The organism is Streptomyces sparsogenes, assembly GCF_001704635.1.
In the GTDB taxonomy this organism is placed as follows: Bacteria; Actinomycetota; Actinomycetes; order Streptomycetales; family Streptomycetaceae; genus Streptomyces; species Streptomyces sparsogenes.
The window spans coordinates 1-23531 of the sequence record NZ_MAXF01000233.1 but is presented as its reverse complement, the minus strand read 5'-3'; the positions used below and the strand labels follow the sequence as shown (position 1 = coordinate 23531).

Sequence of the window (23531 nt, the reverse complement as noted above, 5' to 3'; positions counted from 1 at the left end):
ATCGCGGACGTGGCGACGAAGTGTGGGCGCGGCGGTCTAGCCGCTGGGCGTGATGGAGCAGCGGGGGAGCAGTGCGGTGTCGATGGCGTCCACGGCGTCGTGGGCGGCTTGCTGGGTGAGGTGGCTGTAGAGGTTGGCGGTGGTGGAGAGGGTGGAGTGCCGCAGGGTTTTGGAGACGACGGTGAGCGGGGTGCCCGCGGTGATGGAGAGGGTGGCGGCGAGGTGTCGCAGGTCGTGAAGGGTGATGCGGGGGGACGCCTGCTTTGTGAGCGCGGCTGCCACGCGCGGAGGGATGGCGACCCAGTTCTTGCTGCTGCGGGTTTTGGGTGAGGCGATGACCAGGCGGGCGTCTGACTGCCGAGCACGTACCATAAGCCCCGCCAGACCGTGCGTCCACATCGGGCCGGCGCGCGCCTTGTCATGCCGGTCGGGCCCGAGGGGGGACGCGAAGGGTGAGGGCGGTACCTGTCAGGCCGAGGAAGACGACGGCGGTGAGGAACGGGGCCGTGGGGAACCAGGAGAACAGCAGGCCCCCAAGGGGCGGAGCGGCCAGTTGTGCCGCCGCTTTGCGTGACTGTTCCCGTGAGAGAGCGGCCCGGCGTTGTCCCTCCGGCACGATCCGGCGAGGGAGCGGCAGTTCGGTGGCCGTGTAGAGGGAGTAGCCCAGCCCCTCCGGGACCACGGCGGTGATCAGGTGACCGAGGTGTGCCTCTCCTAGCGATATGGCAGCGAAGACCGATACCACAGCCAGGAACTGAAGGGCTGAGGCCAGGAGGAGCAATACGCGCCGTGGGTAGAGACCCACGAACACACCCGCGGGTGTCGAGCTGACGAACTTCGCCACGGCCGCGGTACCGGCTACGAGCCCCGCTTGCCCTGCCGAACCGCTGGTTTCCAGGATAAGCAAGGGAACCGGCGATGGTCAGCAGGTAACTGCCGATGTTGGATGCCGCCGCGCCCAACCACCACACCTGGTAGTCACGGTGGCAGCCAGTGCTTGGCGCCCTCGCTGCCATCACCGGCCCACAGCCCGAGAATCTCCCGCCGGCCCTCGGTGGTGACGGCGAGGGCCACGTAGACCGGCCGGTTGGCCACCGCACCGTCGCGGATCTTCACGTGGATGGCGTCGATGAAGGCCACCGGATGGACAGCGTCCAGGGGCCGACTCTGCCATGCGGTCATGCCCTCCAGCACCTTGTGGGTGATGGTGGAAATGGTCTGGCGGGAGACCTCGGCCAGGTGGGCCTGGACCTCGCCGGTGGTCAGGCTCCAGGGCGGACTCCGGCAGCCGGCTGTCGGTCAGGCGTGCGCGAAGTCGGTCCGCAGCTCTTCGGGCCGCTGGGGTGCCCAGAGTACGGCTGCGATGGCGACGACGACGCCGAAGATGAGGAAGGCGAAGGCCGCGGCGAAGGAAACGTGGTCCGCCAGCAGGCCCATGATGAACGGTGCGACAGCACCGGCGAGCTGGCCGCCCATGTTGATGAGTGCGCTGGCGCGGCCGACGACCTCGCGGGGCAGCATCCGCAACGGCAGTCCGAAGATCGGCATGAAACTCAAGAAGAGGACGAGCATGGCGAACGACTGATAGGTGATGAACGTGGTCGTGGACGTCGCGTATGCCATGAACAGCAGCAGCACGCCGCCGACCGCGCAGGACGGGATAATCAGCAGCCGGTGTCGTCCGTAGAAGTAGCGGTCGAAGAGGACGCCTCCAGCGATCATGCTGACGGTTGCGCAAAAGTTCGGAATCGAGGCGAGAGCTCCGGAAGCCGTGACGGATACTCCGCGTTCCGTCTGCAGGTAGCTGGGCACCCAGGAGAGCAGTCCCCAGACCACCAGGTCGAAGCCGCCGAACAAGAGGGTGAAGCGCCATAGTGCTCCGCTGCGCAGAAGCTGCGCCGTGCTGACGTCTGTGGTGGCAGATGTCGTCAGGACGCGCTCGCCGTCGCCTTCCGCGACAGTCGGCTCGGGGAGTGGGGCGGGCAGTGCCCACCAGATGACCACGGCCATGAGGAACCCGGCTCCGGCCACGGCGAAGAAAGTGTGCCTCCAGCCGACAGCGGTGATCACTGGAGCGGCGATGAGCGGGGCGAGCGCGGCTCCGAGCGTATTGGCACTGGTGACGATTCCGTTTGCGGTCATCCGGTTGTGCGGTTGGGTGCGTTCAGCGACTGCCTTCATAGAGGCTCCGGGGTACAACCCCTCGGTGACGCCGAACAGTGCCCGCACTATCAGAAGCATGCCGAAAGAGGACACCAGCCCGGTCAGTCCGGTGAAGAGGGACCAGGCGACCATCGCAGTGATCATGGTTCTCTTTGCCCCGATCCGGTCTGCCAGGAACCCGCCGGGCAGCTGGAAGAGGGCATATATGGCGAAGAAGACCGTGAGGATCAGGCCCTGCTGCGTGTGGTCAAGGCCGAATTCCTTGGCCAGGCTGGGCAGAGCGGTAGTGATCGCGAGCCTGTCGACATAATTGACGATCCAGGCGACGAACAGGATCGTGACAGAGACTGTGGTGACGCGCTTGGCGTTCAGGGATGGTCTAGCGGCGACTGCGGGGGATGCGGACATGGCCGTTTCTCCATATGGCTGCGGGGACTTTACCGAAGCGGCTCACTGGCGCTTCCGAGGCTTGGGCCGGCGCGGAAACAGGCGTCCTGGCTCTCGGGAATGGCGGTGTCGGAGTGGTACGCGTGCCGTGTGCCGACCGCACGTCGGCGCCGGGGGGCCGTGATGCAGGTTTCTGGTGTGTTTCGGTTGGAGCGGTGGCTGGCCTGACCCAGGAAGCGCCGCCCGGGTCAGGCTGCAGGGGTGAGGCGGCGTCCACGCCGCGGACCGAGGTAGGAGTTGTCCGCCACGGTCACGTGTCCCTGCTGCATGACCCAGGAGATGCCGCACGGGGGGCGCACCGGGTCGCGGTAGTCGGTTTCATGGTTGACGGAACTGGCATCGAAGGCGACAAGGTCGGCGATGTAGCCGGCACGGATCAGCCCGCGTTCAGGGATGCCGAACACTTGGCAGGGCAGCGAGGTCATCCGGCGGATCGCCTCGCCGAGTGGAAGCACGTGGTGCTTGCGCACGTACTCGCCAAGGATCCGTGGGAAGGTCCCGAACATTCGCGGGTGCGGCTTGCCTCCAGTGCCGGGAGGCAGGCCATCGGTGCCCACCATCGTGTCGCGGTCCGCGAAGGCCGTACGAACGTCGTCCTCATCCATGGCGAACAGCACCATGGTGGCCTGAAGGCGTTCCTCCCGCAGAATACGCACATAGGTATCCAGCGGGCTGCAACCCTCGGCACGGGCGATCTCCCCGAGGGTGCGGCCGTCGTACCGATGACTCTGAGAGTGGGCAATCATGATCCCGTCCCAGCCGACCGCCTCTGCATTGCTCTCCCAGCCGGGCACCCCTGACTTCATGAGTGCGGCCAGCCGCTCGCGCTCCGAGGCGGATTCGAGCCGAGCCAGGACACCTTCGTTGCCGTCGGCGAGGAAAGGCGGTGGCAGCAGCGCGGTGAGCATCGTCGAACTCGCCGCGTAGGGGTAGATGTCCTTGGTCACCCGTACTCCCCGGTCGGCGGCGTGGTGGATACGCCCGAGTGCCTCGGACATGCGGCCCCACTGCGGGCGGCCCATGGCCTTCAGATGCGAGATGTGCACGCGACAGCCGCTCTGCTCACCGATGCCGAGCGTTTCGTCGATCGAGGAGAACAGAAGGGAACCCTCACCGCGCATGTGGGTGGCGTAGGGGCGGTCGGGACCAAGACACCGGGCCAGTTGCACCAGCTCGTCGCTCTCGCTGAAGACAGCCGGTGGATAGATCAGTCCCGTGGACATCCCGAATGCTCCGCCTTCGAGTGCCCGCTCCAGTTCCCGGCACATCGTCCGCATCTGCGCGGCATCCGGAGTGATGGCGGCCGTGCCGAGGACGGCGATGCGCAGGGTGCCGTGGCCGACGAGCGGGGCCACGTTGGTGACGTAACCACGGCCGTCCGTGACGGCGGTGAACTCGTCCCAGTCAGACCAGGTGAAGTCCATCCGTGGGTAGATGCGCCGGGTGAAGGACGCGAAATCCTGAGCGGAAGCGGGGCGAACGGGGGCCAGTGAGAAGCCGCAGTTGCCGGTCACCTCTGTGGTGATGCCTTGAAGGATCTTGCTGGTGTCGTCCTCGGCGAGCAAGGGGGCGTTGTCGGCGTGAGAGTGGACGTCGATGAAGCCAGGTGCCACCACGAGCCCGGACGCATCCAGTACGGGAACGTGATCAACGGAGATCCTCCCGGGAGTGTCGACAGCCGTGATCCGGCCACTGCGTATCAGCACGTCTGCGGGGACCGGCTCAGCGCCCGTTCCATCGGCGACAGCCCCTCCCCTGATCAGCACGTCTCTGGCCTGCATGTTTGGCACCTCCATGGTGCGCGTGGACGGAAGTACGTGAACAGCCGCTGACAGCGACGTGTCGCGCAGGTCACGTGGGGTGTGGCCAAGTCTGAGGGCCCCCGGGCAAGGTGTCTTTTCCTGTGCGACGAAAAGGACGCGTCGCGATTGTCGCTCACACCAAAGGCTGTGAGACCACCTCGCTCAGCCGCAGCTGCAGCTGAGCCAGGAGCATCTGGTCGGCGTCCTCGAAGTCCAGCCCCGACACTTCACGGATCCGTCGCAGCCGGTAGCGCAGTGTGTTGACGTGCACGCGCAGGTGCAGGGCCGCATCGTCGGCCACCGATCCCGCGGCCAGAAAGGTGGCGAGAGTCCTGGTGAGGACGCCGTCGGGGCCGTCATGGGCGGTAAGGCGGCGCAGCGGACCAGTAACCTGCGGGAGATCAAGTGACTGTGCGATGTCACCGAGGTGCTGGAGCATCACCGGCAGCGCCATGTCCTCCACGGTGGCCACGGAGCGCGGGGGCTCCGCCTGGCCCAGCGCTCGCAGCACCGCATCAGCCTGAAGCCGTGCGACAGGGAGGTCCCCGGGTGCGGCAGCGGGCCAGGCGGCGGCCGCCAGGTAGCCCGGACCGGGGCCGGCAGGGGAGCGTGCGAGGAAGTCCTCCGCCAGGGACCGGGCCGCCGCCAGGGCCTCTTCCGCGCCGAGCCTGGGCCAGGCGGCCAGCACGTACACAGCCCTGTCGCCCCGTACTGCCAGGGCCGAGGGGTGCACGGCAGAGAGGTAGAGGGTCAGCACCTCCTCGAGTCTGCGCAGGTTCGCGGCGGCGGCGGCGTCCTCGGGGGAGGCGGTTTCACCCGCTGTGGGCGAGGCGGTCCTCCGCGGCCGCAGGCCCACAGCGAGCACACAGAACGGACCCTTCTCCAGCCCCGCCTCGCGTGCTGCGCCGGCCCCGGCTGCGCCGCCCGCGAGCATGGCGGCGGCGAGTTCGCGGCGCTGCTGGCGGGCCCAGGGGGAGCTGTCCGCGCGCATGTTGGCCAGGTGCAGGGCGACAACCGGTGTGAACAGCTCCAGCCAGCGAGCGTGCTCCGTGGGCAGGGGCCCACTGGTCACCGCCCAGACATAGCCCAGAACCTCGGAACCCGCGCGCACCGCGACAGCGACCCGCGGCAGCATCGTCGGCTCATACGGTTCGACATACACCGGCGCAGTGGAGGCATTGAGCCGCTGGAAGACGCCACTGTCCGCTAGCTTGCGCACCCGCCACGGTCGCACTGCACGACCCAGAATGGATTCCACCCGGGACTCGTCGGCCTTCTCCTGCCCCGCTGACCAGGCAAGGACGGCAGAGGTAGCGTCCTCGATGGTGACCGGGGCGTGGATCACCATGCTCATTGTGTTGGCTATGGCAAATAGATCGCTGGTGGCCCCGGCAGGTTCCCACGGTGCCCGCGCGTAGTCCTGGATCCGCTGGCGGATGATCGTTGCGACGTGCATCCAGGAGGCGTCCCGGTTCACCTCCACGACCGGCACGGGGCAGTCGACCGCCTCAGGTGGCAGGGGCGACTTCACCGCCAGTCCGCGCACACCGGCACGCCGGGCTTCCCGTCCGAGGCTGACAAGCTCACTTCCCGACGCCAGCCCGACACAGAGCACCAGACAGCCCGCCTCCAAGCCCACCGTGTCGGATGGATCGTGGATCAGCACCCCGGTCAGAGGCTCTGCTGCTTCATTGCGATCGACGGCAAGGCGCAGCAGCGGCTGACCGATGTCCGCTATCAAGCGCTCCAGGGTCAGGGTGTTCTCCATGTCCGAAAAGTACTGCACTTTGTCCCCAGGGCCCAACGGCCGAGGCGAACTTTGATCTGCCCGACAAAAGATCGGAAGGCCTGGTCCGGCAGGCTACGCAGCATGGTCGTGAACGTGGACATGCCGGAACAGACCGGCGACGAAAAGCTGCGGGCACGTCACCGCTGTCGTGTGTGCGCCCGCCCAAGCCGGAGTCGGGTCCCGGGACGGTGCGCCGGCGATAGGCCAACCGGCGCGACATCAGAGTCCCTCGGCGTCGTGAGGCGCTGTGCTGCGTCCGCTCGACGCCCGTGCCACGTGCCGAGCATCGAAGCCCGTCCGCACCGTCCATCGAATAAGGAAAGGCCACCATGTCTTCTGCTGTCCGTCGCCCACTGATCGCCGTCACCTTGGGACACGACCTGCCCGGACAGCCAGCCACCCTGCGACTGCCCAGAAGCTATGTGCAGGCACTGGCGAAAGCGGGTGCGACACCGATCGCGGTCCCGCCGGGCGTCGACGGCTCGTGCACCCGCCAGGTGCTGGAACAGGTCGACGGTCTGTTTCTCCCCGGCGGAGTCGATCCGCATCCGCGATGGTTCGGCGAAGAGGTGCACCCGAAGACCACCATCGACGAAGAGCTTGACGCTCTGGAACTGCAAGCGATCACCTGTGCCGTGAGCATGGGTATGCCCATCCTCGGAGTCTGCCGGGGAAGCCAGATCCTCAATGTCGCCCTGGGCGGCAGCCTGATACAGCACCTGGAACCAGGGACGATCAACCACTACCGCCCCGACCTGCCGTTGTCCACGGAGGTACACGAGGTGCGCCTGGCAGACGACTCGCGCCTGGCCAAACTGTCGGGCACGCAACTGCTGCGCGTGAACAGCCTGCACCATCAGGCGATTTCCAGACCGGCACCGGCACTCCGAGTGGTAGCCCAATCGGAAGACGGCCTCGCCGAAGCCGTCGAGGCCCTGGACCCGGCACGATGGATGATCGGCGTGCAGTATCACCCGGAAGAACTCCTCAACCACGAGGCGCACAGCAGCCTTTTCGACGACTTCGTCTCAGCATGCTCCGAGTTCGCAAGCAAACGCCGCGGAACTGCCTGACGTCCGCAGTCGGCGCTTTCCGCGACCTTGGCCACCCTCCAATGAGAGGGAGCGGGTTGCCGATCCGACGCAATCGGAACCATGCCAGGCACTCGGTTGCGATCAAGGACTGCCTCCAGCCACACCCACCTCTCCCCCGCTTACCACCCTAGGAATGGACAATGACCAGAACACAGTCGGCGAAGCGGCGCGAGCTGATTCTGCGAAGCGCAGTACAGCAACGACTCCTCGAGCCCGACCACGCCGTGCTCGCCGGCTTCGTCGACCTGGACGGCGTCCTCGCCAGCATCACCAAGCTCCGCGGCGCCTTCCCGGCCTCCCTGAACGTCATGCACACCGTCGCCGCGAAGGCGAACTGCCTCGTCCCCGTACTGGAAGCGTTCTCCCGCAACGGAATGGGCTGCGAAGTGGCAAGCCCAGGTGAGCTCGCCCAGGCACTTGCCGCCGGCTTCGCCCCGGAACGGATCGTCTATGACTCCCCGGCAAAGACGCGCGCCGAACTCGCTCAAGCTGTCGAATTGGGCGTCGCTGTCAACGCGGACAACTTCCAAGAGCTCGAGCGCATGGACAGCATCCTTGCCGGCCGGGCCAGCGACTCACGCATCGGAGTACGGATCAATCCGCAGGTCGGTAGCGGGGACATCGCCGAGATGAGCACCGCCACTCTGACCTCCAAGTTCGGAATCGCCTTGGAAGACGACGGAAACAGGCGACGGCTCGTACAGGCATTCCAGGACCGCCCATGGCTTACCTGGCTCCATGCCCACGTAGGATCGCAAGGATGCCCACTGGAGCTGATGGCCGAGGGTATCGCCAAAACCGTGGCCTTGGCCGAGGAGATCAACGCATCCCTAGGGCGGCGTCAGGTCGTCGGCATCGACATAGGCGGCGGCCTGCCCGTCAACTTCACCGGCGACGACACCGATCCTACCTTCGATGAGTACGTGGAACGCCTGCGTGCCTACGCCCCCGCGCTGTTCAGCGGGGCATATCAGATCATCACCGAATTCGGGCGGTCCCTGCTCGCCAAGAACGGATTCACCGCCGCGTACGTCGAATACACCAAGACCTCGGGCGGGCGTCGCATAGCCATCACTCACGCAGGAGCCCAGGTCGCCGCCAGGACCGTCTTCATGCCTGACTCCTGGCCGATCCGAATCACCGCACACAACCCGTCCGGGCACCTCAAAGAGGGAGCGACAGCACCCCAGGACATCGCAGGACCGTGCTGTTTCGCGGGCGATGTCGTGGCCCAGGCCCGGTTGCTTCCCGTTCTTGAGCCCGGAGACATTGTGACGCTCCTTGACACAGGCGCCTACTACTTTTCGACTCCTTTCCATTACAACAGCCTTCCCGACCCGGCTGTGTACGCCGTGCGCACCGATCCGGACGGCGACGTGAAGTTCGATCTCGTCCGACGCGCAGAGAGCATCCAGGAGCTTCTTGACCGAACCGGTGCGCACCAGATGTAAAGGACAGAGTGGAAGCGGGGGCGGGCGATACCGAGAGCTTGCCGCGGCGAGGACGACACCACGGTGACCGCGGGACCACGCCGCGTGCGATCTCCACATTGGTGCGTCCCTGCTCGAACAACTCGGCTGCCCGCACACACCGGGCCTCGGCCGACTGCGGTCGCGTCAAAGGGGGAACGACAGACTCACGGACAGCACACAAAGGGTCAAAAGACACGACAACAGGCGCCCATCAACGAGGCCGCCGTACCCACGGAACTCACGAAAGCCTCAGTAGTCCTCGGCAAGTACCACGACCGTGTCGCCCTCGTGGAGAACGAGCGGCGCGGTCTTGGACGGATTGAGGTGGACGCCATAGAGCGGTGGCTCATCGTTCTGGGCCGCCAGCCGGTAGCCGATGGCCGTCTCGCCACGCTGCGGAGCGGCTTCGATCACGGTGGCGAAGTTGGCCTCCGCGCCCGGCATGAGATAACTCGGAGCCGGCTTGAGGTAGATCTCCGACCCGTCGGGGTCGAAGAGATCGGCGAACACCGCGTACAACGGGATTCCAGCGACGACCGGCGGACGGGGTCGCAGTGTTTGTATCCGATCGTCAGGTTCTCCAGTTGGCCGCTCATGTCCTCTCGCGGCCGGTGTGGGGCCGCGACGTCCACTACGGACCCCGGTCTCACCAGACGGTCCAGCAGCGAAACAATCTCCGCCGCACGCGGGTTCCAGCCGATCATCAACGTCCGGTCCGGCAACGGCGAGAGGACATCGGCTGTCGCTATCGCGGACCGGACGATCGTGGGCCGTTCGGCCGCTACCTTGATGAGCAGATCGTCCTCCGCCACCATCAACAACTGGTCATCGCGCCCGATGACGGTGTCCATCGGCGGATTGACCAGCACCTGACCGTCCTCGCGGTGCAGACCGATGGGCACGCCCAGTTCGAAGGCGTTCAGGGCCTCCCCGTAGCTGGAGCCGGCCAGCAAGGGTTCGGTCCAGGGGTAGATCTCGTTGCCGACGAAGCTGAGCAGCTCGTTGAAGACGGTGGACAGCCCGGATTGCCGGTGGGACTGAACGATCAGACGGACAGCGATGTCGTCGACGTCGACCACCAGCGCGCTCTCACCCGCGGCCAGCCGTGCGGCCGCCAGGTTCTCGGAACTCTGCACAGCCGCCACCACATGCGGACGCGCTCCCCGCCACACACGGCTGTTCAGCAGCAACAACACCTTGATGACGTCGACATCCCCATCGCTCCCCACCGGCGGCAACACCATGATCGCCTTGGCGGTGTCCGGGCTCACCAGCTCCAAGTCCCCGCGCTGGAGCGGACTTCCGGAACGAAAGATCACGCGCGTCTTCCCGGTGTCCGGAATCCGCCGCCGGATCTCGTCGTCCATATCGACCTTGTCCCGGTCCGCGAGGATCACCAGACACGAGCGCCGCTCACTCTGATTGGCCTCCACCAACTCCGCGATCACCGGTGAAAATCTGCTCCGACCAGCCCAGCACGACTGTGTGCCCGTGCTCGATCAGCCGCGACTTCCCTTTGCGCAGCTCCTGGATCCGAGCCTCCAGGCCGGTGGTGATCACACCGATCAGCGCGCTGACGATGAAGATCCCCCCGATGGTCACCATCAGCATGAAGAGCAGGAACAGCGGCCGCCCGGTGTCCCCACCCATCGTGCCCGGATCGAGGGTGCGCAGCAGGCTCATCCACACGACGCCCGGCCAGCCGCCATTGTTCCTCGTGTCCTTGTCGGCGAAGACCACCACCAAGCAGGAGACCACGCTGATCAACGCCAACGATGCCAGTCCCAACCAGCCGATCAGCGCCGAGGGACCACGGTCCATCGTTCCGTCGAACCAGTACCGCAGCCGCTCCCGCAGCCTCCTGCACATCCCGAACACCTTCCACAACCATGCCGCTCCCAGTCACAACAGACTGGTGATCATCTCTGAACACCACGACGGTGTCCGCCACACTCCCTCGGGGGTCGATCAGGCATGGAGATCTCTGATCACCACCCAAGCTGCTTCTACACGGCTGTAGATTATGACTGCGGACGGGCCGCTCGCGTCGATCTTCCCAAGGCCGTCGGCTCACTTGTCCGCTTCTTGGAAATACCATGCATTCAAAGGGGAACACCTGATGGCCGTGAGCCTGACCAAGGGCAGCAACTTCTCCCTCACCCGTACCGACCCCGGCCTTGCCAGCGTGGTCGTCGGCCTGGGCTGGAAGGTGAACACCGGCCCTGGTGACGTCGACCTGGACGCGAGCGCCCTCGTGCTGGGCGCCGATGGCAGGGTCCTGTCGGACCAGCACTTCGTCTTCTTCAACAACCGGTCCACGCCGGAGGCGTCGGTCCGTCACACCGGCGACAACAAGACCGGCGAAGGCGAGGGTGACGACGAGCAGATCGCCGTCGACTTCAACCTGCTCCCGCCCCTGGCAGAGTCCGTGGTGGTCGTGGTGTCAATCCACAATCACGGCGGACCCGCCATCACCTTCGGCCGGATCCGTGACGCGTACATCCGCGTGGTCCACCAGGCCACCGGCGTGGAGATGTGCCGCTACGAGCTGACCGAGGACGCACACGACCAGACCGCGATGGTCTTCGGGCAGCTCTACCGACGCGAAGGCGAGTGGAAGTTCCGAGCCATCGGCCAGGGCTACGCCACCGGCCTCGCCGGAATCGCCAAGGACTACGGCGTCAACGTGTAACCGTCCTCTCCGGGGCCTCTTCCTCCAGCGGTGTTCCCTGGGACACCGCTGGAGGACGAGGCATCTGTTCCCGTACCTGCCCCCCAGCAACCCGGCTGCGATAAGCGCGTGAAGAAGAGCGAGATCCCGTCTGCGCCGGCACCTGGCGGCCGAACCGGGGCAGTCCGCCCGGACCGCTCCGCTGCCACGCCTCTACGGAACGGTGATGACCGGCCAGTGCGCCTGACTCACAAGGCGGCTCGCGAGGGAACGGCGGATGCGGTGAATCACCTGCTCGGGGGCACCCACAACCACCGCGTCGGCCTTGACCTGGTCTGCTGTCCGCGTGAGGCCGGTGAACACGTCGCCAGCGAACGTGTGGAACGTACACCATGAACAGCGCCGAACCCTGGCATCGTGCGAGCCCTTTGGCGTAGGCGCCTGCTCTCCAGGACCTTTCGGAGCCGTCCACCCCGACGACTGTCACCTGACGCCACCCGTTCCGTGTTCACCCGGCACGGCGGTCGCCGCTCAGCGACGGAGCGGCGGCGAATTCCGCGAACCACGCCAGCATCTCGGGGTGTGTCACAGCGCCCTCGCTGCTCACCTCGGCGACCTGTGCGCCCTGGAGGATGCGTTTGACCGGCACTTCGAGTTTCTTGCCGGTCAGCGTGCGCGGCACAGCGGGTATCCGCGTGATCACGTCGGGGACGTGGCGGGGCGAGAGTTCGCGGCGGATCGCGGCGTTGATGCGGGCGCGCAGGTCGTCGTCGAGCGCGACGTCGTCGCCCGTGACGACGGACAGGGGCATGAAGTAGCTGCCGTCGGGCTGCTCCGCGCCGATCACGAGGCTGTCGGCGATCCCGGGGAGTTGCTCGACCACCGCGTAGCTGTCGGCCGAGCCCATGCGGACGCCCATGCGGTTGAGGGTGGAGTCCGAGCGTCCGGACACCACGACCGACAGGTCCGCGCCGATGGTGACCCAGTCACCGTGCCGCCACACGCCGGGGTAGGTGTCGAAGTAGCCGGCCCGGTAGCGGGATCCGTCGGGGTCGCCGACGAAGTACAGGGGCATCGACGGCATCGGTGCCGTGACGACCAGTTCGCCCTGCTCGTCGGTCAGCGGACGGCCGTCGGAATCCCAGGCGGCCAGTGCGACGCCCAGTGCGGGGGCGGGGATGCGACCGGTGCGCACGGGCAGCAGCGCGGAAGCGGCGGCCAGGGCCGAGCAGACGTCGGTGCCGCCGCAGATCGACTGGAACCAGATCCCGGGCAGCTGCTGGTGCGCCCAGTGCCAGGCGGAGTCCGGGAGTGAGGAGCCGGTCTGCAGGACGGTGCGCAGCCGGGGCAGGTCGAACGTGGCGGACGGGCACGCGCCGGCCTTCTCCCCCGCGGCGAGATAGGCCGCGCCGACGCCGGCCACCGTGGCGCCGGTGCGCTCCGCGATCCGCCATACGCCGTCGCCGTCGGGGTGGGTGGGGCTGCCGTCGTAGAGGATGACCGTGCTGCCGTGGAGCAGGCCGCCTACCAGGAAGTTCCACACCATCCAGCTGGTGGAGCCGATGAACAGGAACCGGTCGTCGGGGCGGAGATCGGCGCCGAGGCCGAGCGCCTTGAGCAGCTCGACGGTGATACCGCCGTGGCCCTGCACGATGCCTTTGGGCACGCCGGTCGTGCCGGAGGACCACAGGATCCACAGCGGGTGGTCGAACGAGGTGTCCGCGAAACTCAGCGGGATCTCAGCCTCGGGAAGCGCGGACCAGGTGTGCTGCCGGATGTCGGCGCGGGTGGTCCACGGCTGGTAGGAGCTGGTGCAGAGGCTGTCCACCGTGAGCAGGTGGCGAACGGGGGGCAGCTTGTCGGCGATCTCGGCGACGGCCGGGCGCCGGTCGTACTCCTTGCCGCCGTGCCAGTAGCCGTCGGCGGCCACCAGCACGGTCGGCCGGGCCTGCCGCAGCCGGGCGAGCACGCTGGGGGTGCCGAAGTCGGGCGAGCAGACCGTCCAGACGGCGCCGACCGAGGCGGCCGCCAGCAGGGCGACCACGGTCTGCGGCAGGTTCGGCAGGTAGCCGGCGACGCAGTCGCCCCGTCCGACGCCCATGCCGCGCAGGGCCTGGGCGACGGTGGCGACCTGGTGGCGCAGCTCCGCCCAGGAGATCGCGCGCGGCTCGCCCCGTTCGCCCACGGCGACGACGGCGGGGCGGCTGTCGTCGTCGGCCGCCAGGCACCGCTCGGCGAAGTTGATCCGCGCGCCGGGAAACCAACGAGCCCCCGGCATCACGGAGTCGGCCAGCACCTGGCCGGGACGGTCGGCCGGGTGGCCCGTCACGGCGTCCAGGCCGTAGAACTCCCACACCGCGGACCAGAAACCGGACAGGTCGGTGGAGCTCCACCGCCACAGCTGCGCGTAGTCGGCGAGCCCCCGTTCCTCGTGCAGCCGGCGCATGAACGCGGCGACATTGGAGTTCTCCGCCTGGTCGGGGGTGGGCGACCACAACAGGTCACTGTCGGTGCTCATCATCGCTTTCCTGGTGGTGATCGGGCCGGGAGAAGGGGCGGTCGGCGCGTGCTTGCGTGCTGTCAGCCGTGTTCGAGGTCGTGCAGCAGTTCCTCGGCCCGCGGCCAAGGCCCGTAGCCTGAGGCGGGGTTGAGGTGGCCCGCGGCGCCGAGCTCGACCACGTGGCTGCCCCAGTCCCGGGCGAGCTCGACGACCTGGGCGAAGCTTCCCAGCGGGTCGTTCGCGCTGACGGCGACGATGCTGCGGAAGGGAAGGGGCGCCCGCGGGACCGGTGTCCAGCCGTGATCGGCCAGCGCGTCCGGCGTGGGGTAGCCGTCCGGGAGCGGGGTGGCGAAGTCCGGTGGGGTGGCCAGCAGGGCGCCGGCCACCTCGGCGCTGTGCTGCTGGGCCCAGTGCACGGTGGTGATCACCCCGGCGCCGGTCGTTGATGAAAAGGATCTTTTCGCCGGTCTCCGGGTGGGTGCGCACCACCGGGTGTTCCGCGTCCGGGAACATGGCCTTGAGGGCGTGGCGCCGCTCGGTCGGCATGACGGCGCCGAAGGTCGCCTCAATGCTGTGGCGGGCACGCAGGCCCTCGATCTGCGCCTTGATGTGCTCGGGCAGGCGCCGGTACGCCTCGACCATGTAGACCCAGATGGTGTCGCCGCCCACCGGCGGGCACTCGACGCAGCGCAGCACCGCGCCCATGGCAGGGTTCTCGCGCCAGGTGCCGTCCGTGTGCAGGGCGTTCTCGTAGTGCTCGGGCTCGCTGTCGAAGTCCTTGTAGATGCGGACAAGGCCGGGGTGGTCCGGGTCGCTGCCGGCGACGGGGTGGTCCTCGAGCGCGCCGAACCGCGAGGCGAAGGCGACGTGCTCGGCGCGGGTGATGTCCTGGTCTCGCAGGAACAGGACCTTGTGCTGGAGCAGCAGCTGCCTGATCTCGGCGAACAGGTCGTCGTCGCGCGCGGCGTCGGCCAGGTTCACGCCGGACAGCTGGGCGCCGATGGTGCAGGTCAGCGGCTCTGCCTTGATCGAGCCGAGCGTGTCGGAGCGCACCAGGGCGGGTGCGGGGCCGGTCGGGCTGGGAGTCGGGCTCATGACGGTTCCTTCCGGGGGCGGGCGGAGCCACGGGGGATGGTCAGAGAACGAAGACGGACGATCCGGTGGTACGGCCGGACTCCAGGTCGTGATGTGCCTGGGCGGCGTCCTTGAGGGCGTAGCGTTGATTGATCTCGATGGCGATGCGTCCGGCGGCGACATGACCGAACAGCTCGGCGGACAGCGCGTCGCGGTCGGCGGGGTCGGCGATGTAGTCGGCCAGCGCCGGGCGGGTGACGAACACCGAGCCGGCGAGGGCGAGCTGCATGGCGTCGATCGGCGGGACGGGGCCCGAGGCGGTGCCGAAGCAGACCAGCAGGCCGCGCCGCTTGAGCGAGGCGAGGGAGGCGGCGAAGGTGTCCTTGCCGACGCTGTCGTAGACGACCGGGACGCCGGTGCCGTCGGTCAGCTCGCGCACTCGCTCAGCCAGGTTCTCGCGCCGGTAGTGGACGATGTGGTCCACGCCGTGGGCGCGGGCGAGGTCCCGCTCGCGGTGTGGCACGACGGCCGGCTGAGCATCCGCTACGACCGCCTGCTGGTGGAGTCGGCGCAGCGCTTCCCCGAGGTGCCCCGGCTGGAGGCGGCGGATATCGAACTCTTCGACCTGCTCGACGAACTGGCAGAGTCCGAGCGCTTCCGGCTGGACCTGGATCTGGAGGTGGGCGACATGCTGCTGGTCAACAACCACGCGGTCATACACCGCCGCGAGGCGTACGAGGACTTCGACGAGCCGGATCGCAAGCGCCACCTGCTGCGTCTATGGCTGACTGCGCATCACCGGCGGCCCCTGTCTGCGGCTTTCTGGGGAACCGGCCGCCCGGACGAGCTGTCCACCGGGCGTGGCGGCATCGCTCCCGCAGACGTGATCGTCGCTGCACGGGAGGGCACTCGCCCGAACGCGGCTGCCGTCCGCTGAGCACGGCCGCCGTGCTGCCCACCGGCGGCCCCGTATCCGCCTCAGCACCTGCCGGCCACTGAGATCCGCCTCTTATTCCGCCCCGCTCCGCCCGCTCCGGAGGGAACCGCCGACATGACCAACCTCGCCACCCTGCTGGTGAACTCCGCCGCCGCGCACGGCAGCCGGACCGCCGTGCGCCAGGGCGTCGACGCGCTCGGCTACGCCGAGCTGGACGAACGCAGCGCCCGCGCCGCCGCACTGCTGCACACCCGCGGCATCCGCCCGGGCGACCGCGTCGGCCTGATCATGCCCAACACCGTCCACTTCCCTGTCGCCTACTACGGCATCCTGCGCGCCGGTGCCGTCGTGGTGCCGATGAACCCGCTGCTGAAGTCGCGTGAGATCGACTTCACGCTCCGCGACTGCGGTGCCCGGCTGGTGCTGGCCGCGCCGACGGCGGCCGTCGAGGCCGTCTCCGCGTCCGCGGAGACTGGAGCCGACTGCCTGATCACCGAGCCGGTGGCGTTCGAGGCCCTCCTCGACGACGACCTCGCCGTGATCCTCTACACCTCGGGCACCACCAGCACCCCGAAGGGTGCCCAGCTGACGCACCGCAACCTGCTGTCCAACACCGCCACCACCGTCGAGACGCTGTTCCACGTCGGTCCCGGCGATGTCCTCTTCGGAGGTCTGCCCCTGTTCCACGCCTTCGGCCAGACCTGCGCCCTCAACACCGCCGTCTCGGCCGCGGCGACACTGACCCTGCTGCCGCGGTTCGACGCGACGTCGGCCCTGGAGATCATCGTCCGGGACGGTGTCACCGTCTTCCTCGGCGTACCCACCATGTACACGGCCCTGTTGCACGCCGAGCTGCCCGACGGGTTCGACGCCTCCCGGCTGCGCCTGGCCGTCTCCGGAGGCGCGGCGCTTCCTGTGGAGGTACTGCACGGCTTCGAGCAGCGCTTCGACGTTCCCGTCCTGGAGGGCTACGGACTCTCGGAGACGTCCCCGGTGGCCGCCTTCAACCCGCCGGACCGCCGCCGCAAGCCCGGCTCCATCGGTCTGCCCGTCCGCGGCGTCGAGCTCAGGCTCGTGACCCACACCGGAACGGAGGCCGCCCCGGGCCAGATCGGCGAGATCACGGTCCGCGGCGAGAACGTCATGGCGGGCTACTGGAACCGCCCCGACGCCACGGCCGAAGCAGTGCGGGACGGCTGGTTCCACACCGGCGACCTGGGCCGCACCGACGATGAGGGCTACTACTACATCGTCGACCGCAAGAAGGACCTGATCATCCGCGGTGGATACAACGTGTACCCGCGCGAGATCGAGGAGATCCTCTACGATCACCCCGCCGTGGCCGAGGCCGCGGTCGTCGGCATCCCGCACCCCGTGCACGGAGAGGAGATCGCAGCCGTGGTCACCCTCAAACCCCATGGCAGCGCCACCGCCGAGGAAATCCGCGACCACGTCAGGACACGCGTGGCCGCCTACAAATACCCCCGCCTCGTGCGCTTCACCGACGCCCTGCCGAAGGGACCGACCGGCAAGATCCTCAAGCGGGAGATCACGGTCGATCCGGTCGGCTCCTGACCGGCCGGTTCTCCAGCGCCTGCGTCATCGCCCGCCCGGGTGGACCAGCCTGGCCACCATCTGCATCCTTGCCCCCCAGGACGCCGGCCCTGTGCCGCTCGACAAGTCATCGCTGCATGTCATGCTGCATATCGGTGGCGTACTCGACGTCGGAGACGGGGGCGACGTGCTGTCGATCCGGCTCTGCCCATCCGCGCTGAGCGCGGATGAGGTCGCGGTACCACGCGAAGGACGCCTTCGGGGTGCGGACCTGGGTGTCGTGGTCCACGTGGACGAGACCGAACCGCTGATGGAAGCCCTCGGCCCATTCGAAGTTGTCGATCAGGGCCGCACCGGCAGCGCACCTGAACATGATCAAGCGCCGCCCGCAGCGGGTGTCACTGTCACGTCGAGCACCACCCTTCGACGCCTCGCCTCCAGGGACGAGGTCCTCCACAAATCCTCCACACCTACTCCGGCCTACACCGAAACCGCCCAAAAACAAGGTCCGGACGTAAAATTGCCGCACCCCTGAGAGACCTGGGACGGGTGCTGATGGAACTCGAACTCCGACACCTGCGGATGCTGTGCACGATCGCCGACACTATGAGCCTCGGCCGGACGGCCACCGCCCTGGGGTGCTCGCAGCCCGCGGTCAGTAGTCAGCTGAAGCGCATCGAGCGGCTCATGGGCGAGGACCTCTTTGTCCGGGGCAGTGCGGGGGTGACGCCGACACGCTTCGGGGTCGAGGTGGTGGTGCAGGCCCGCAAGGTGGTGGCGCTGGCGAACCTGATCGGGCGCCCGTCCACCGCGGGCCGCCACGGGACCGATCGGGTACTGCGGATAGCCGCGACGAATACGCCCGTCCTGCCGGGGCTCCTACAGCGGGCGCGCACCGTCCTGCCGACGCTGACCACCCAGGTGAGCAGCGTGTACTCCTCAGCCGAGATCATCAGGCTGATCGAGGACGACAAGCTGGACATCGCCGTCGCGGTCGACTATCCCGGACGGGAGCTGGGGCATTCGGACGCCGTGGGGCGCCGCGGCATCGTCACTGAGCCCAGCTTTGTGGCCCTGCCCGCCGCCCACCCGGCGAGCGGGCAACTGGACGTGTCGCTGCGCGACCTGGCGGAGGACGCCTGGTTCCTGACGCCGGACGACGGTGCGGGCTGGCCCGGTGTCTGCTACGACGCCTTCCAGGCGGCCGGCTTCACCCCCGCCACCGTGCACGAGTTCCTCGGTGACCGGGACCAGTTGCAGCGGATGATCGCCGACGGGCTGGGGGTCTCCGTCGTCCAGGCGACGTGCAAGCCGAACCCGGGTGTAGTCGTCAAGCCGCTGGCCGGCACGCCGCTGTGGTGCCGCTATGTGCTGGTGTGGCACCGAGAGCGGGTGCCCGACGAGGTCACGGAGACGATCTTCGGCGCGGCCCTGACCACTTACGAGGAACTCATCGGCCGGGCAGCACACTTCCAGGCGTGGGCCGCCCGCCATTACCGGACCACGCGGACGTAGGCGTACGGGGTGTACGACCTCGGCCCATGCCGAGGGCCGTGGCCCGGTCGACCGGAGTCGACCGGGCCACGGCCCTCGAGTCATGCAGTCGGTGTCGTTCCGGGGAGGATCAGAACGACGTGGATACGGTGACCCCGCTGAAGTCGGTCACCGCGTACAGGCTGATGTACCGGTAGCCCGCCTCGGTGTTGCTGACGGTGATGCTCTCCGTGTTGCCGGGGTTGGTGGACTTCTCGGTGAAGGTGGACGGGCCGGCCCATGTCGTCGGGTCGTAGTAGAGGTCGGCATTGCCGCTGCCGCCGCTGGTGGTGACCTTCAGAGTGGTGGTGCCGGCCGGCAGCCAGATCCACAGGTAGTCGGTGTCACCGGCGACCCGGGACTGGTTCGACCGGAAGCAGTTCTGACCCATCGCCTGTGGATTGGTGCCGGTGCAGGCCGTGGTCGAGCCGCCTCCGTTGCCACCGCCCAGGGTGTCGAGCCAGGCATCGAAGTCGGCGTCGTAGCTGGTGCCGATGTTGTTGTAGACGGCGTAGGCACCCTGGTAGTCCCCCGTCCGCATCTTGGCCAGCATGGCCTGGATCCGGTCCGGGTGCTTCTCGGTCATGTACCGGACGGCCAGGTAACCCCACGGGTAGGTGCGGGTTTCGTCGTCGATGGTGTAGGTGTTCTGGAAGAGCTGGCTGAGCTTGTAGGTGTGCCTGGCCGCCTCGGTCAGCGCGCCGTTGTCGGTGAGGTTGCGGTAGGTGTAGGAGACGTACTCCGCCTGGCCCTCGATCCACCAGACGTCCGGGACGGTGATCTGGGTGCCGAAGTCACCCTTCATGTCGTAGATGGACTGCTGGACGTGCGCGAACTCATGGTTGAGGTTCCACGCGCGGGCCGTGAAGCCATTGTCGGTCGGCCACTGGTAAAGGATGGAGTAGGCGATGTTGTTGGGGTCGGTCGGCGTGCCGGTCAGCGTCTCGCCGCCGTTGTTGGTGTCGTTGCCGAAGATCGCCCACGAGTAGGTCACGTAGTCGGCCCTGCTCCCGAAGATGACCATCTTCAGGTTGAAGTACTCACCGGGGATCGGCGTGGTGGTCTTGACTTGGTTCTGGTAGAACGCGACCTCGTTCGACAGGCTCGTGCAGACGTCGGACTGCTCCTTCGCTGTCAGCGCCTGCGCCATGATGGTGAAGTTGCTACAGGCGTAGTTGATCGGCAGCGCGGCCGCGGTGAGCTGCTTCCTCAGGTCACAGACGCCGTAGTAGGAGCAGTGGTCCGGGTCCCCGGTGCCGGCACGGTAGGCGACGTGCACCCACAGGTTGTTCGTGGCACCGGTCATGGACGAGCCGTCCAGCAGTCCCTTGACGAGGGGTCGGATCTTGCTCCGCAGGGCCGGTATCTGGATGAAGTTGGCCAGGTCGTTGCCCGCGTTCGAGTCGAGGACGTCGTTGTTCCCGCCGAGCAGGTCGCGGTGGTTGAGGGTGAACTTGTAGAGCGTGTCGGCGATACTGGAATCCGCGATGATCGCGGTGACGAAGTCCGACAGCCACGGGCCGCGCCACAGCGGGGTGTAGATCGCGTTCAGCGCCCGGTCCATCTCCGGGACCGCGTCCCAGGAACTGCTGGTGTAGGCGTTGAGGTACCGGCCATAGACGTCGAGGTAGTCGGCCTGCACCTGCGCACTGTCGGTGAGGATGAACGCCTGTTCCAGCACGGCGCCGTTGCCCGCACTGATGTCGTTCGCGTGGCTGCTGGCGAACAGCGTGTTGAACCCGTTCTCGATGGCGCTGCGGAGCGAGGAGTCATACGGGCCGACGTCCTGGGGGTCTCCGTACTGCACGTAGTAGCCGGCGCGCATGAAGTACATCAGCTCGTACAGGCCACCGGAGTCGTCACCGGTGTAGGAGCCCGCCGCGCGGGCGATGCCGTTCGACACCGCGAGCATCTGGGACTGTTTGAACACGGCGTGCGCGTCTGAGCCGGTCAGGCTGAACAGCGGGTTGATGCAGGACCTCCAGTCCACCGTCTTGATGTACGACACCAGGTCGCTGCCGGACCGGCTCGAGAAGTCCGACGTGGTGCACGACGTGACGGCGGCGGGCTGGGTGGCTCCGGCCGCATCGAGAGTCGCGTGTGTCGACAGGTGCGGCTTGGACGGCTTGGCCGAACCCAGGGCAGCCGGCCCCCCGCGCAGTTTCGCGGGCAACGGCTTGGCTCTGGTGGCGGCGGCTTGGGACTGACCTGTCTCGGCTCCGGTCGGCGTGGCGTTCCCGTGCTGTTCGGCGTTCTGCACAGCCGTGGCGGTTGCCAACGCAGCCGGTGGTGGGGCATACCTCGTGTTGCCGGTTGCCGCAGCCGCCTGAGTGCTCGTCAGGCCGGCCACGAGCCCTCCGGCCGCCAGAACGGCGGCCAGAACTCTGGGCAGAATTGATCGACAGTGCATCGCATCTCCAGTGGGGGAGCGAAGAGGAAGCCGCCCAGAAGGCGGGCAGCGATGTGTACCATTGCACTGGGGTGAAGTCTGGACAATGCTCCGGGACCCAGCAGTGTTTCCGGTTGCCCCATAACACCGACGCACAGGGCGCCGACGCCTGCCTGGAAGTGAGATGCGGCTGACGAGGACACAGCCGATCGAGACGATGGAGGGGCACACCGGCGGCGTACCGTTCCGGATCGTCGTGGACGGCCCGGTGAGGCGACGGGTGAGGGACTGACCTTTGCCGAGCGCAGGATCGTCGCGACGCGAGGTGAGGACGTGCAGTGGGTGCGGGCGCTGCTGTGCCGCGAGCCGCGCGGCCACTCGGGCATGTACGGCGGATTCCTGGTTCCGCCCGACGACGCCGACGCCTACCTCGGTGTCCTCTTCCGGCACAACGACGGTTTCTCCACGGCGTGCGGGCACGGAACGATCGCCCTGGGCGCCTGGACCGTCGCCTCGTGCCGGGTCCCGGCACCTGCCGACGGCCTGACCGACGTCGTGATCCGTGATCGATGTCGTGATCGATGTCCCCTCCGGGCGCGTCACGGCGAGCGTGCGGACCAGAAACGGCCAGGTCCAGCACGCCACGTTCGCCAACATGCCCGCCCTTTGTCCACGCGCACGGCGTCGACGTGCGGATCTCCCGCGGGAAGGTCACCGTCGACATCGCGGTCGGCGGCGCGATGTACGCGGTGTTGCCGGCCACGTCCGTCGGGCTGCGCGTCCGGCCGCGGGATGTCACCGAACTCACAGCCGTCGGGCGGGAGATTCGCGACGCGCTCAACGCCGCCCGCGCCGCCGGTCGCCACCGTCCGGGCCATCCACGACGTGCGGGCCGCGGGCCTCGACCCGGACGGCGAGATGCCGCGGGTCATCACCCCCGTGGTCAACGGGCAGGCGCTGCTGATGCCGTCCGAGGCCGGCGGCTGGTTCGGGGTGAAGGTCGCGACCGTCGAGCCGTGCAACACCACCGTCGCCTGAACCGCATCGACGCGACATATCTCCTGCACGACAGCCGGACTCTGACGCCAGGGGCGAACCTCGACGGCGTCGCGTTGACGACGCTGCGCACTCCGGCGGTCTCGGTCGCCCCCTGCCTCGACCGGCTGCACAGCTCGCGTCGAACGCCGCGGACGTGCTCCGGCTCGTGGTCTTCGGCGCGGGCCCGCAGGCCGAGTGGCACGTCCGGACGAGCCGGGCGCATGCGCGGGTCGCCCACGTCACGGCCGTCACTCGCCGCGGCAGCGCGACGACAGCTTGGGCGGACCGCCACCTGGCCGCGGACAGCGCGGCTGTCGCCGATCGCGTCCGCACCGCGGACGTCGTAGTCGCCGCGACCTCGGCCCGCGAGCCGGTCCTCGACGGGCGCCTCGTCCGCGACACGTGGCGGAGGGCCGCCTCGACCCGCGCACGCTGATGACGATGGCCGACCTGCTCACCTCCGAGGCAGCCCTGCCCGGCGACCGTCTCACGGTCGTCAAGACCACCGGGATGGGAGGGGAGGACCTGGTGATCGCCGTCGCGGCGCACCAGCAGGCACAGGCGTACCGGCAGGGGCACGGGCGGAGTAACACCGCACGCCCATGCCATGTGAAATGGCACCAGCCCCCCGCAGAGAGTTCCCGACGGACGGAGCATACGGTGGTGCGAGACGACAGGCAGCCGTGCGAGGGCGTGAGCCACGACCGCGCGGTTGCACCAACGCTGGCGGAGTGCTTCACGCAAGGGTGGGCCGAGGCGGCTCCGGCGGTGCCGGTACTGTCCGGAGTGGCGTACGCGTAAAGGGCGTCAATATTCCACTCAGGCTGCTGAGCTGGCCTTTCCTGTGGATGATGAGGTAGCCGGGTTGGCATGGTGTAGTACTCGTTGAGCAGTCCGCCGAGTACCTGCTGGCGCCTGACCCTGGCAGCGGGCAAGGCGATGACGTTCGGGTCGTCGTCGGGTGCTCGTAGGCCGAGGCTGCGGTGTGCTCGTCCCCCGTTGTAGTGCTTCGTGTACGTGGTAAAGACCTTGCGCAGGTGTCGTTCGCCGGTGATGAGGGTCGGTGCA

Annotated in this window: 21 protein-coding genes and 6 pseudogenes; 11 read left to right on the top strand and 16 right to left on the bottom strand. The window is 67.9% G+C overall.

Features of this window, described 5'->3' with window-relative positions; genetic code table 11:
• Window positions 1–36 precede the first annotated feature (36 nt).
• From BBH68_RS38170 to BBH68_RS38145, 6 genes and pseudogenes are all read right to left on the bottom strand, one after another.
• Window positions 37–282, bottom strand: a complete 246-nt coding sequence (locus BBH68_RS38170; RefSeq protein ID WP_076971133.1) for a tyrosine-type recombinase/integrase — start codon at window positions 280–282, stop codon at window positions 37–39.
• 136 nt (window positions 283–418) lie between these two features.
• Window positions 419–907: an MFS transporter gene (locus BBH68_RS44675; RefSeq protein ID WP_076971132.1), complete on the bottom strand. Its 489-nt coding sequence runs from the start codon at window positions 905–907 to the stop codon at window positions 419–421.
• An 80-nt stretch (window positions 908–987) separates the two neighbouring features.
• Window positions 988–1266, bottom strand: a pseudogene (locus tag BBH68_RS38160) (transposase); the annotation flags it as partial.
• A gap of 33 nt (window positions 1267–1299) precedes the next feature.
• Window positions 1300–2571 (bottom strand): MFS transporter, encoded by a 1272-nt coding sequence (locus tag BBH68_RS38155; protein ID WP_065968497.1) that lies wholly within the window; start codon window positions 2569–2571, stop codon window positions 1300–1302.
• A gap of 227 nt (window positions 2572–2798) precedes the next feature.
• Window positions 2799–4391: an N-acyl-D-amino-acid deacylase family protein gene (locus BBH68_RS38150; RefSeq protein WP_065968496.1), complete on the bottom strand. Its 1593-nt coding sequence runs from the start codon at window positions 4389–4391 to the stop codon at window positions 2799–2801.
• Window positions 4392–4545: 154 nt separating this feature from the next.
• The gene (locus BBH68_RS38145) at window positions 4546–6180 is read right to left on the bottom strand and encodes a PucR family transcriptional regulator (protein WP_065968503.1); all 1635 of its coding nucleotides are present in this window, start codon (window positions 6178–6180) and stop codon (window positions 4546–4548) included.
• A gap of 350 nt (window positions 6181–6530) precedes the next feature.
• Here BBH68_RS38145 and BBH68_RS38140 point away from each other — a divergent pair, with 350 nt between their 5' ends.
• A complete protein-coding gene (locus BBH68_RS38140; protein ID WP_079151478.1) occupies window positions 6531–7274 on the top strand; it encodes a gamma-glutamyl-gamma-aminobutyrate hydrolase family protein in 744 nt (247 codons plus the stop codon).
• A 161-nt stretch (window positions 7275–7435) separates the two neighbouring features.
• Window positions 7436–8746: a type III PLP-dependent enzyme domain-containing protein gene (locus BBH68_RS38135; protein ID WP_065968494.1), complete on the top strand. Its 1311-nt coding sequence runs from the start codon at window positions 7436–7438 to the stop codon at window positions 8744–8746.
• 270 nt (window positions 8747–9016) lie between these two features.
• Here the strand turns inward: BBH68_RS38135 and BBH68_RS43885 are convergent, their stop codons facing one another.
• From BBH68_RS43885 to BBH68_RS43880, 3 genes are read right to left on the bottom strand one after another with little or no spacing between them, the layout of a single operon-like run.
• A complete protein-coding gene (locus BBH68_RS43885) occupies window positions 9017–9181 on the bottom strand; it encodes a hypothetical protein (protein WP_245738529.1) in 165 nt (54 codons plus the stop codon).
• On the bottom strand, window positions 9178–10215 hold the full coding sequence (locus BBH68_RS38130; RefSeq protein WP_245738528.1) for a CASTOR/POLLUX-related putative ion channel: 1038 nt from the start codon (window positions 10213–10215) through the stop codon (window positions 9178–9180). Before BBH68_RS38130 ends, BBH68_RS43885 begins: the two co-directional genes overlap by 4 nt.
• Window positions 10181–10636, bottom strand: a complete 456-nt coding sequence (locus BBH68_RS43880; protein WP_245738527.1) for a potassium channel family protein — start codon at window positions 10634–10636, stop codon at window positions 10181–10183. Before BBH68_RS43880 ends, BBH68_RS38130 begins: the two co-directional genes overlap by 35 nt.
• 250 nt (window positions 10637–10886) lie before the next feature.
• Here BBH68_RS43880 and BBH68_RS38125 point away from each other — a divergent pair, with 250 nt between their 5' ends.
• Entirely contained in the window at window positions 10887–11459 is a 573-nt protein-coding gene (locus BBH68_RS38125; RefSeq protein ID WP_065968493.1) for a TerD family protein, read from the top strand.
• A gap of 192 nt (window positions 11460–11651) precedes the next feature.
• Here the strand turns inward: BBH68_RS38125 and BBH68_RS38120 are convergent.
• From BBH68_RS38120 to BBH68_RS41225, 5 genes and pseudogenes are all read right to left on the bottom strand, one after another.
• Window positions 11652–11925 (bottom strand): annotated as a pseudogene (locus BBH68_RS38120) (hypothetical protein).
• Between the two features lie 21 nt (window positions 11926–11946).
• Window positions 11947–13956 carry an acetoacetate--CoA ligase gene (locus BBH68_RS38115; protein ID WP_065968502.1) on the bottom strand — a complete coding sequence of 670 codons (2010 nt, stop codon included), beginning with the start codon at window positions 13954–13956 and terminating at the stop codon, window positions 11947–11949.
• Between the two features lie 62 nt (window positions 13957–14018).
• On the bottom strand, window positions 14019–14324 hold the full coding sequence (locus tag BBH68_RS43875) for an RBBP9/YdeN family alpha/beta hydrolase (RefSeq protein WP_245738530.1): 306 nt from the start codon (window positions 14322–14324) through the stop codon (window positions 14019–14021).
• A 70-nt stretch (window positions 14325–14394) separates the two neighbouring features.
• A pseudogene (locus BBH68_RS43870) lies at window positions 14395–15033 on the bottom strand (TauD/TfdA dioxygenase family protein); the annotation flags it as partial.
• 40 nt (window positions 15034–15073) lie between these two features.
• On the bottom strand, window positions 15074–15496 hold the full coding sequence (locus BBH68_RS41225) for a zinc-binding dehydrogenase (RefSeq protein WP_245738526.1): 423 nt from the start codon (window positions 15494–15496) through the stop codon (window positions 15074–15076).
• On the opposite strand from BBH68_RS41225, the gene BBH68_RS41220 reads away from it, so the two are divergent.
• Both BBH68_RS41220 and BBH68_RS38095 read left to right on the top strand, forming a co-directional pair.
• The gene (locus tag BBH68_RS41220; protein WP_104531515.1) at window positions 15479–15949 is read left to right on the top strand and encodes a TauD/TfdA family dioxygenase; all 471 of its coding nucleotides are present in this window, start codon (window positions 15479–15481) and stop codon (window positions 15947–15949) included. The two genes, BBH68_RS41225 and BBH68_RS41220, sit on opposite strands and share 18 nt — an antisense overlap.
• Window positions 15950–16063: 114 nt before the next feature.
• Window positions 16064–17524: a long-chain-fatty-acid--CoA ligase gene (locus tag BBH68_RS38095; protein ID WP_065968491.1), complete on the top strand. Its 1461-nt coding sequence runs from the start codon at window positions 16064–16066 to the stop codon at window positions 17522–17524.
• 106 nt (window positions 17525–17630) lie between these two features.
• On the opposite strand, the pseudogene BBH68_RS43865 reads toward BBH68_RS38095, so the two are convergent.
• Window positions 17631–17852, bottom strand: a pseudogene (locus BBH68_RS43865) (family 1 glycosylhydrolase); the annotation flags it as partial.
• 206 nt (window positions 17853–18058) lie between these two features.
• Here BBH68_RS43865 and BBH68_RS38085 point away from each other — a divergent pair.
• A complete protein-coding gene (locus BBH68_RS38085) occupies window positions 18059–19018 on the top strand; it encodes a LysR family transcriptional regulator (protein WP_065968501.1) in 960 nt (319 codons plus the stop codon).
• Between the two features lie 109 nt (window positions 19019–19127).
• On the opposite strand, the gene BBH68_RS38080 is transcribed toward BBH68_RS38085, so the two are convergent.
• On the bottom strand, window positions 19128–21446 hold the full coding sequence (locus BBH68_RS38080) for a M9 family metallopeptidase (protein WP_065968489.1): 2319 nt from the start codon (window positions 21444–21446) through the stop codon (window positions 19128–19130).
• A 312-nt stretch (window positions 21447–21758) separates the two neighbouring features.
• Here BBH68_RS38080 and BBH68_RS44375 point away from each other — a divergent pair.
• The 5 genes and pseudogenes from BBH68_RS44375 to BBH68_RS42655 form a co-directional block, all read left to right on the top strand.
• Window positions 21759–21902, top strand: a pseudogene (locus tag BBH68_RS44375) (proline racemase family protein); the annotation flags it as partial.
• 104 nt (window positions 21903–22006) lie between these two features.
• Window positions 22007–22213: pseudogene (locus BBH68_RS44370) on the top strand (hypothetical protein); the annotation flags it as partial.
• Window positions 22214–22217: 4 nt separating this feature from the next.
• On the top strand, window positions 22218–22463 hold the full coding sequence (locus BBH68_RS43855) for a hypothetical protein (RefSeq protein WP_245738531.1): 246 nt from the start codon (window positions 22218–22220) through the stop codon (window positions 22461–22463).
• Window positions 22464–22617: 154 nt separating this feature from the next.
• Window positions 22618–22899: a hypothetical protein gene (locus BBH68_RS43850; protein WP_065968488.1), complete on the top strand. Its 282-nt coding sequence runs from the start codon at window positions 22618–22620 to the stop codon at window positions 22897–22899.
• A 5-nt stretch (window positions 22900–22904) separates the two neighbouring features.
• The gene (locus BBH68_RS42655; RefSeq protein WP_141713164.1) at window positions 22905–23264 is read left to right on the top strand and encodes a hypothetical protein; all 360 of its coding nucleotides are present in this window, start codon (window positions 22905–22907) and stop codon (window positions 23262–23264) included.
• Window positions 23265–23531 lie beyond the last annotated feature (267 nt).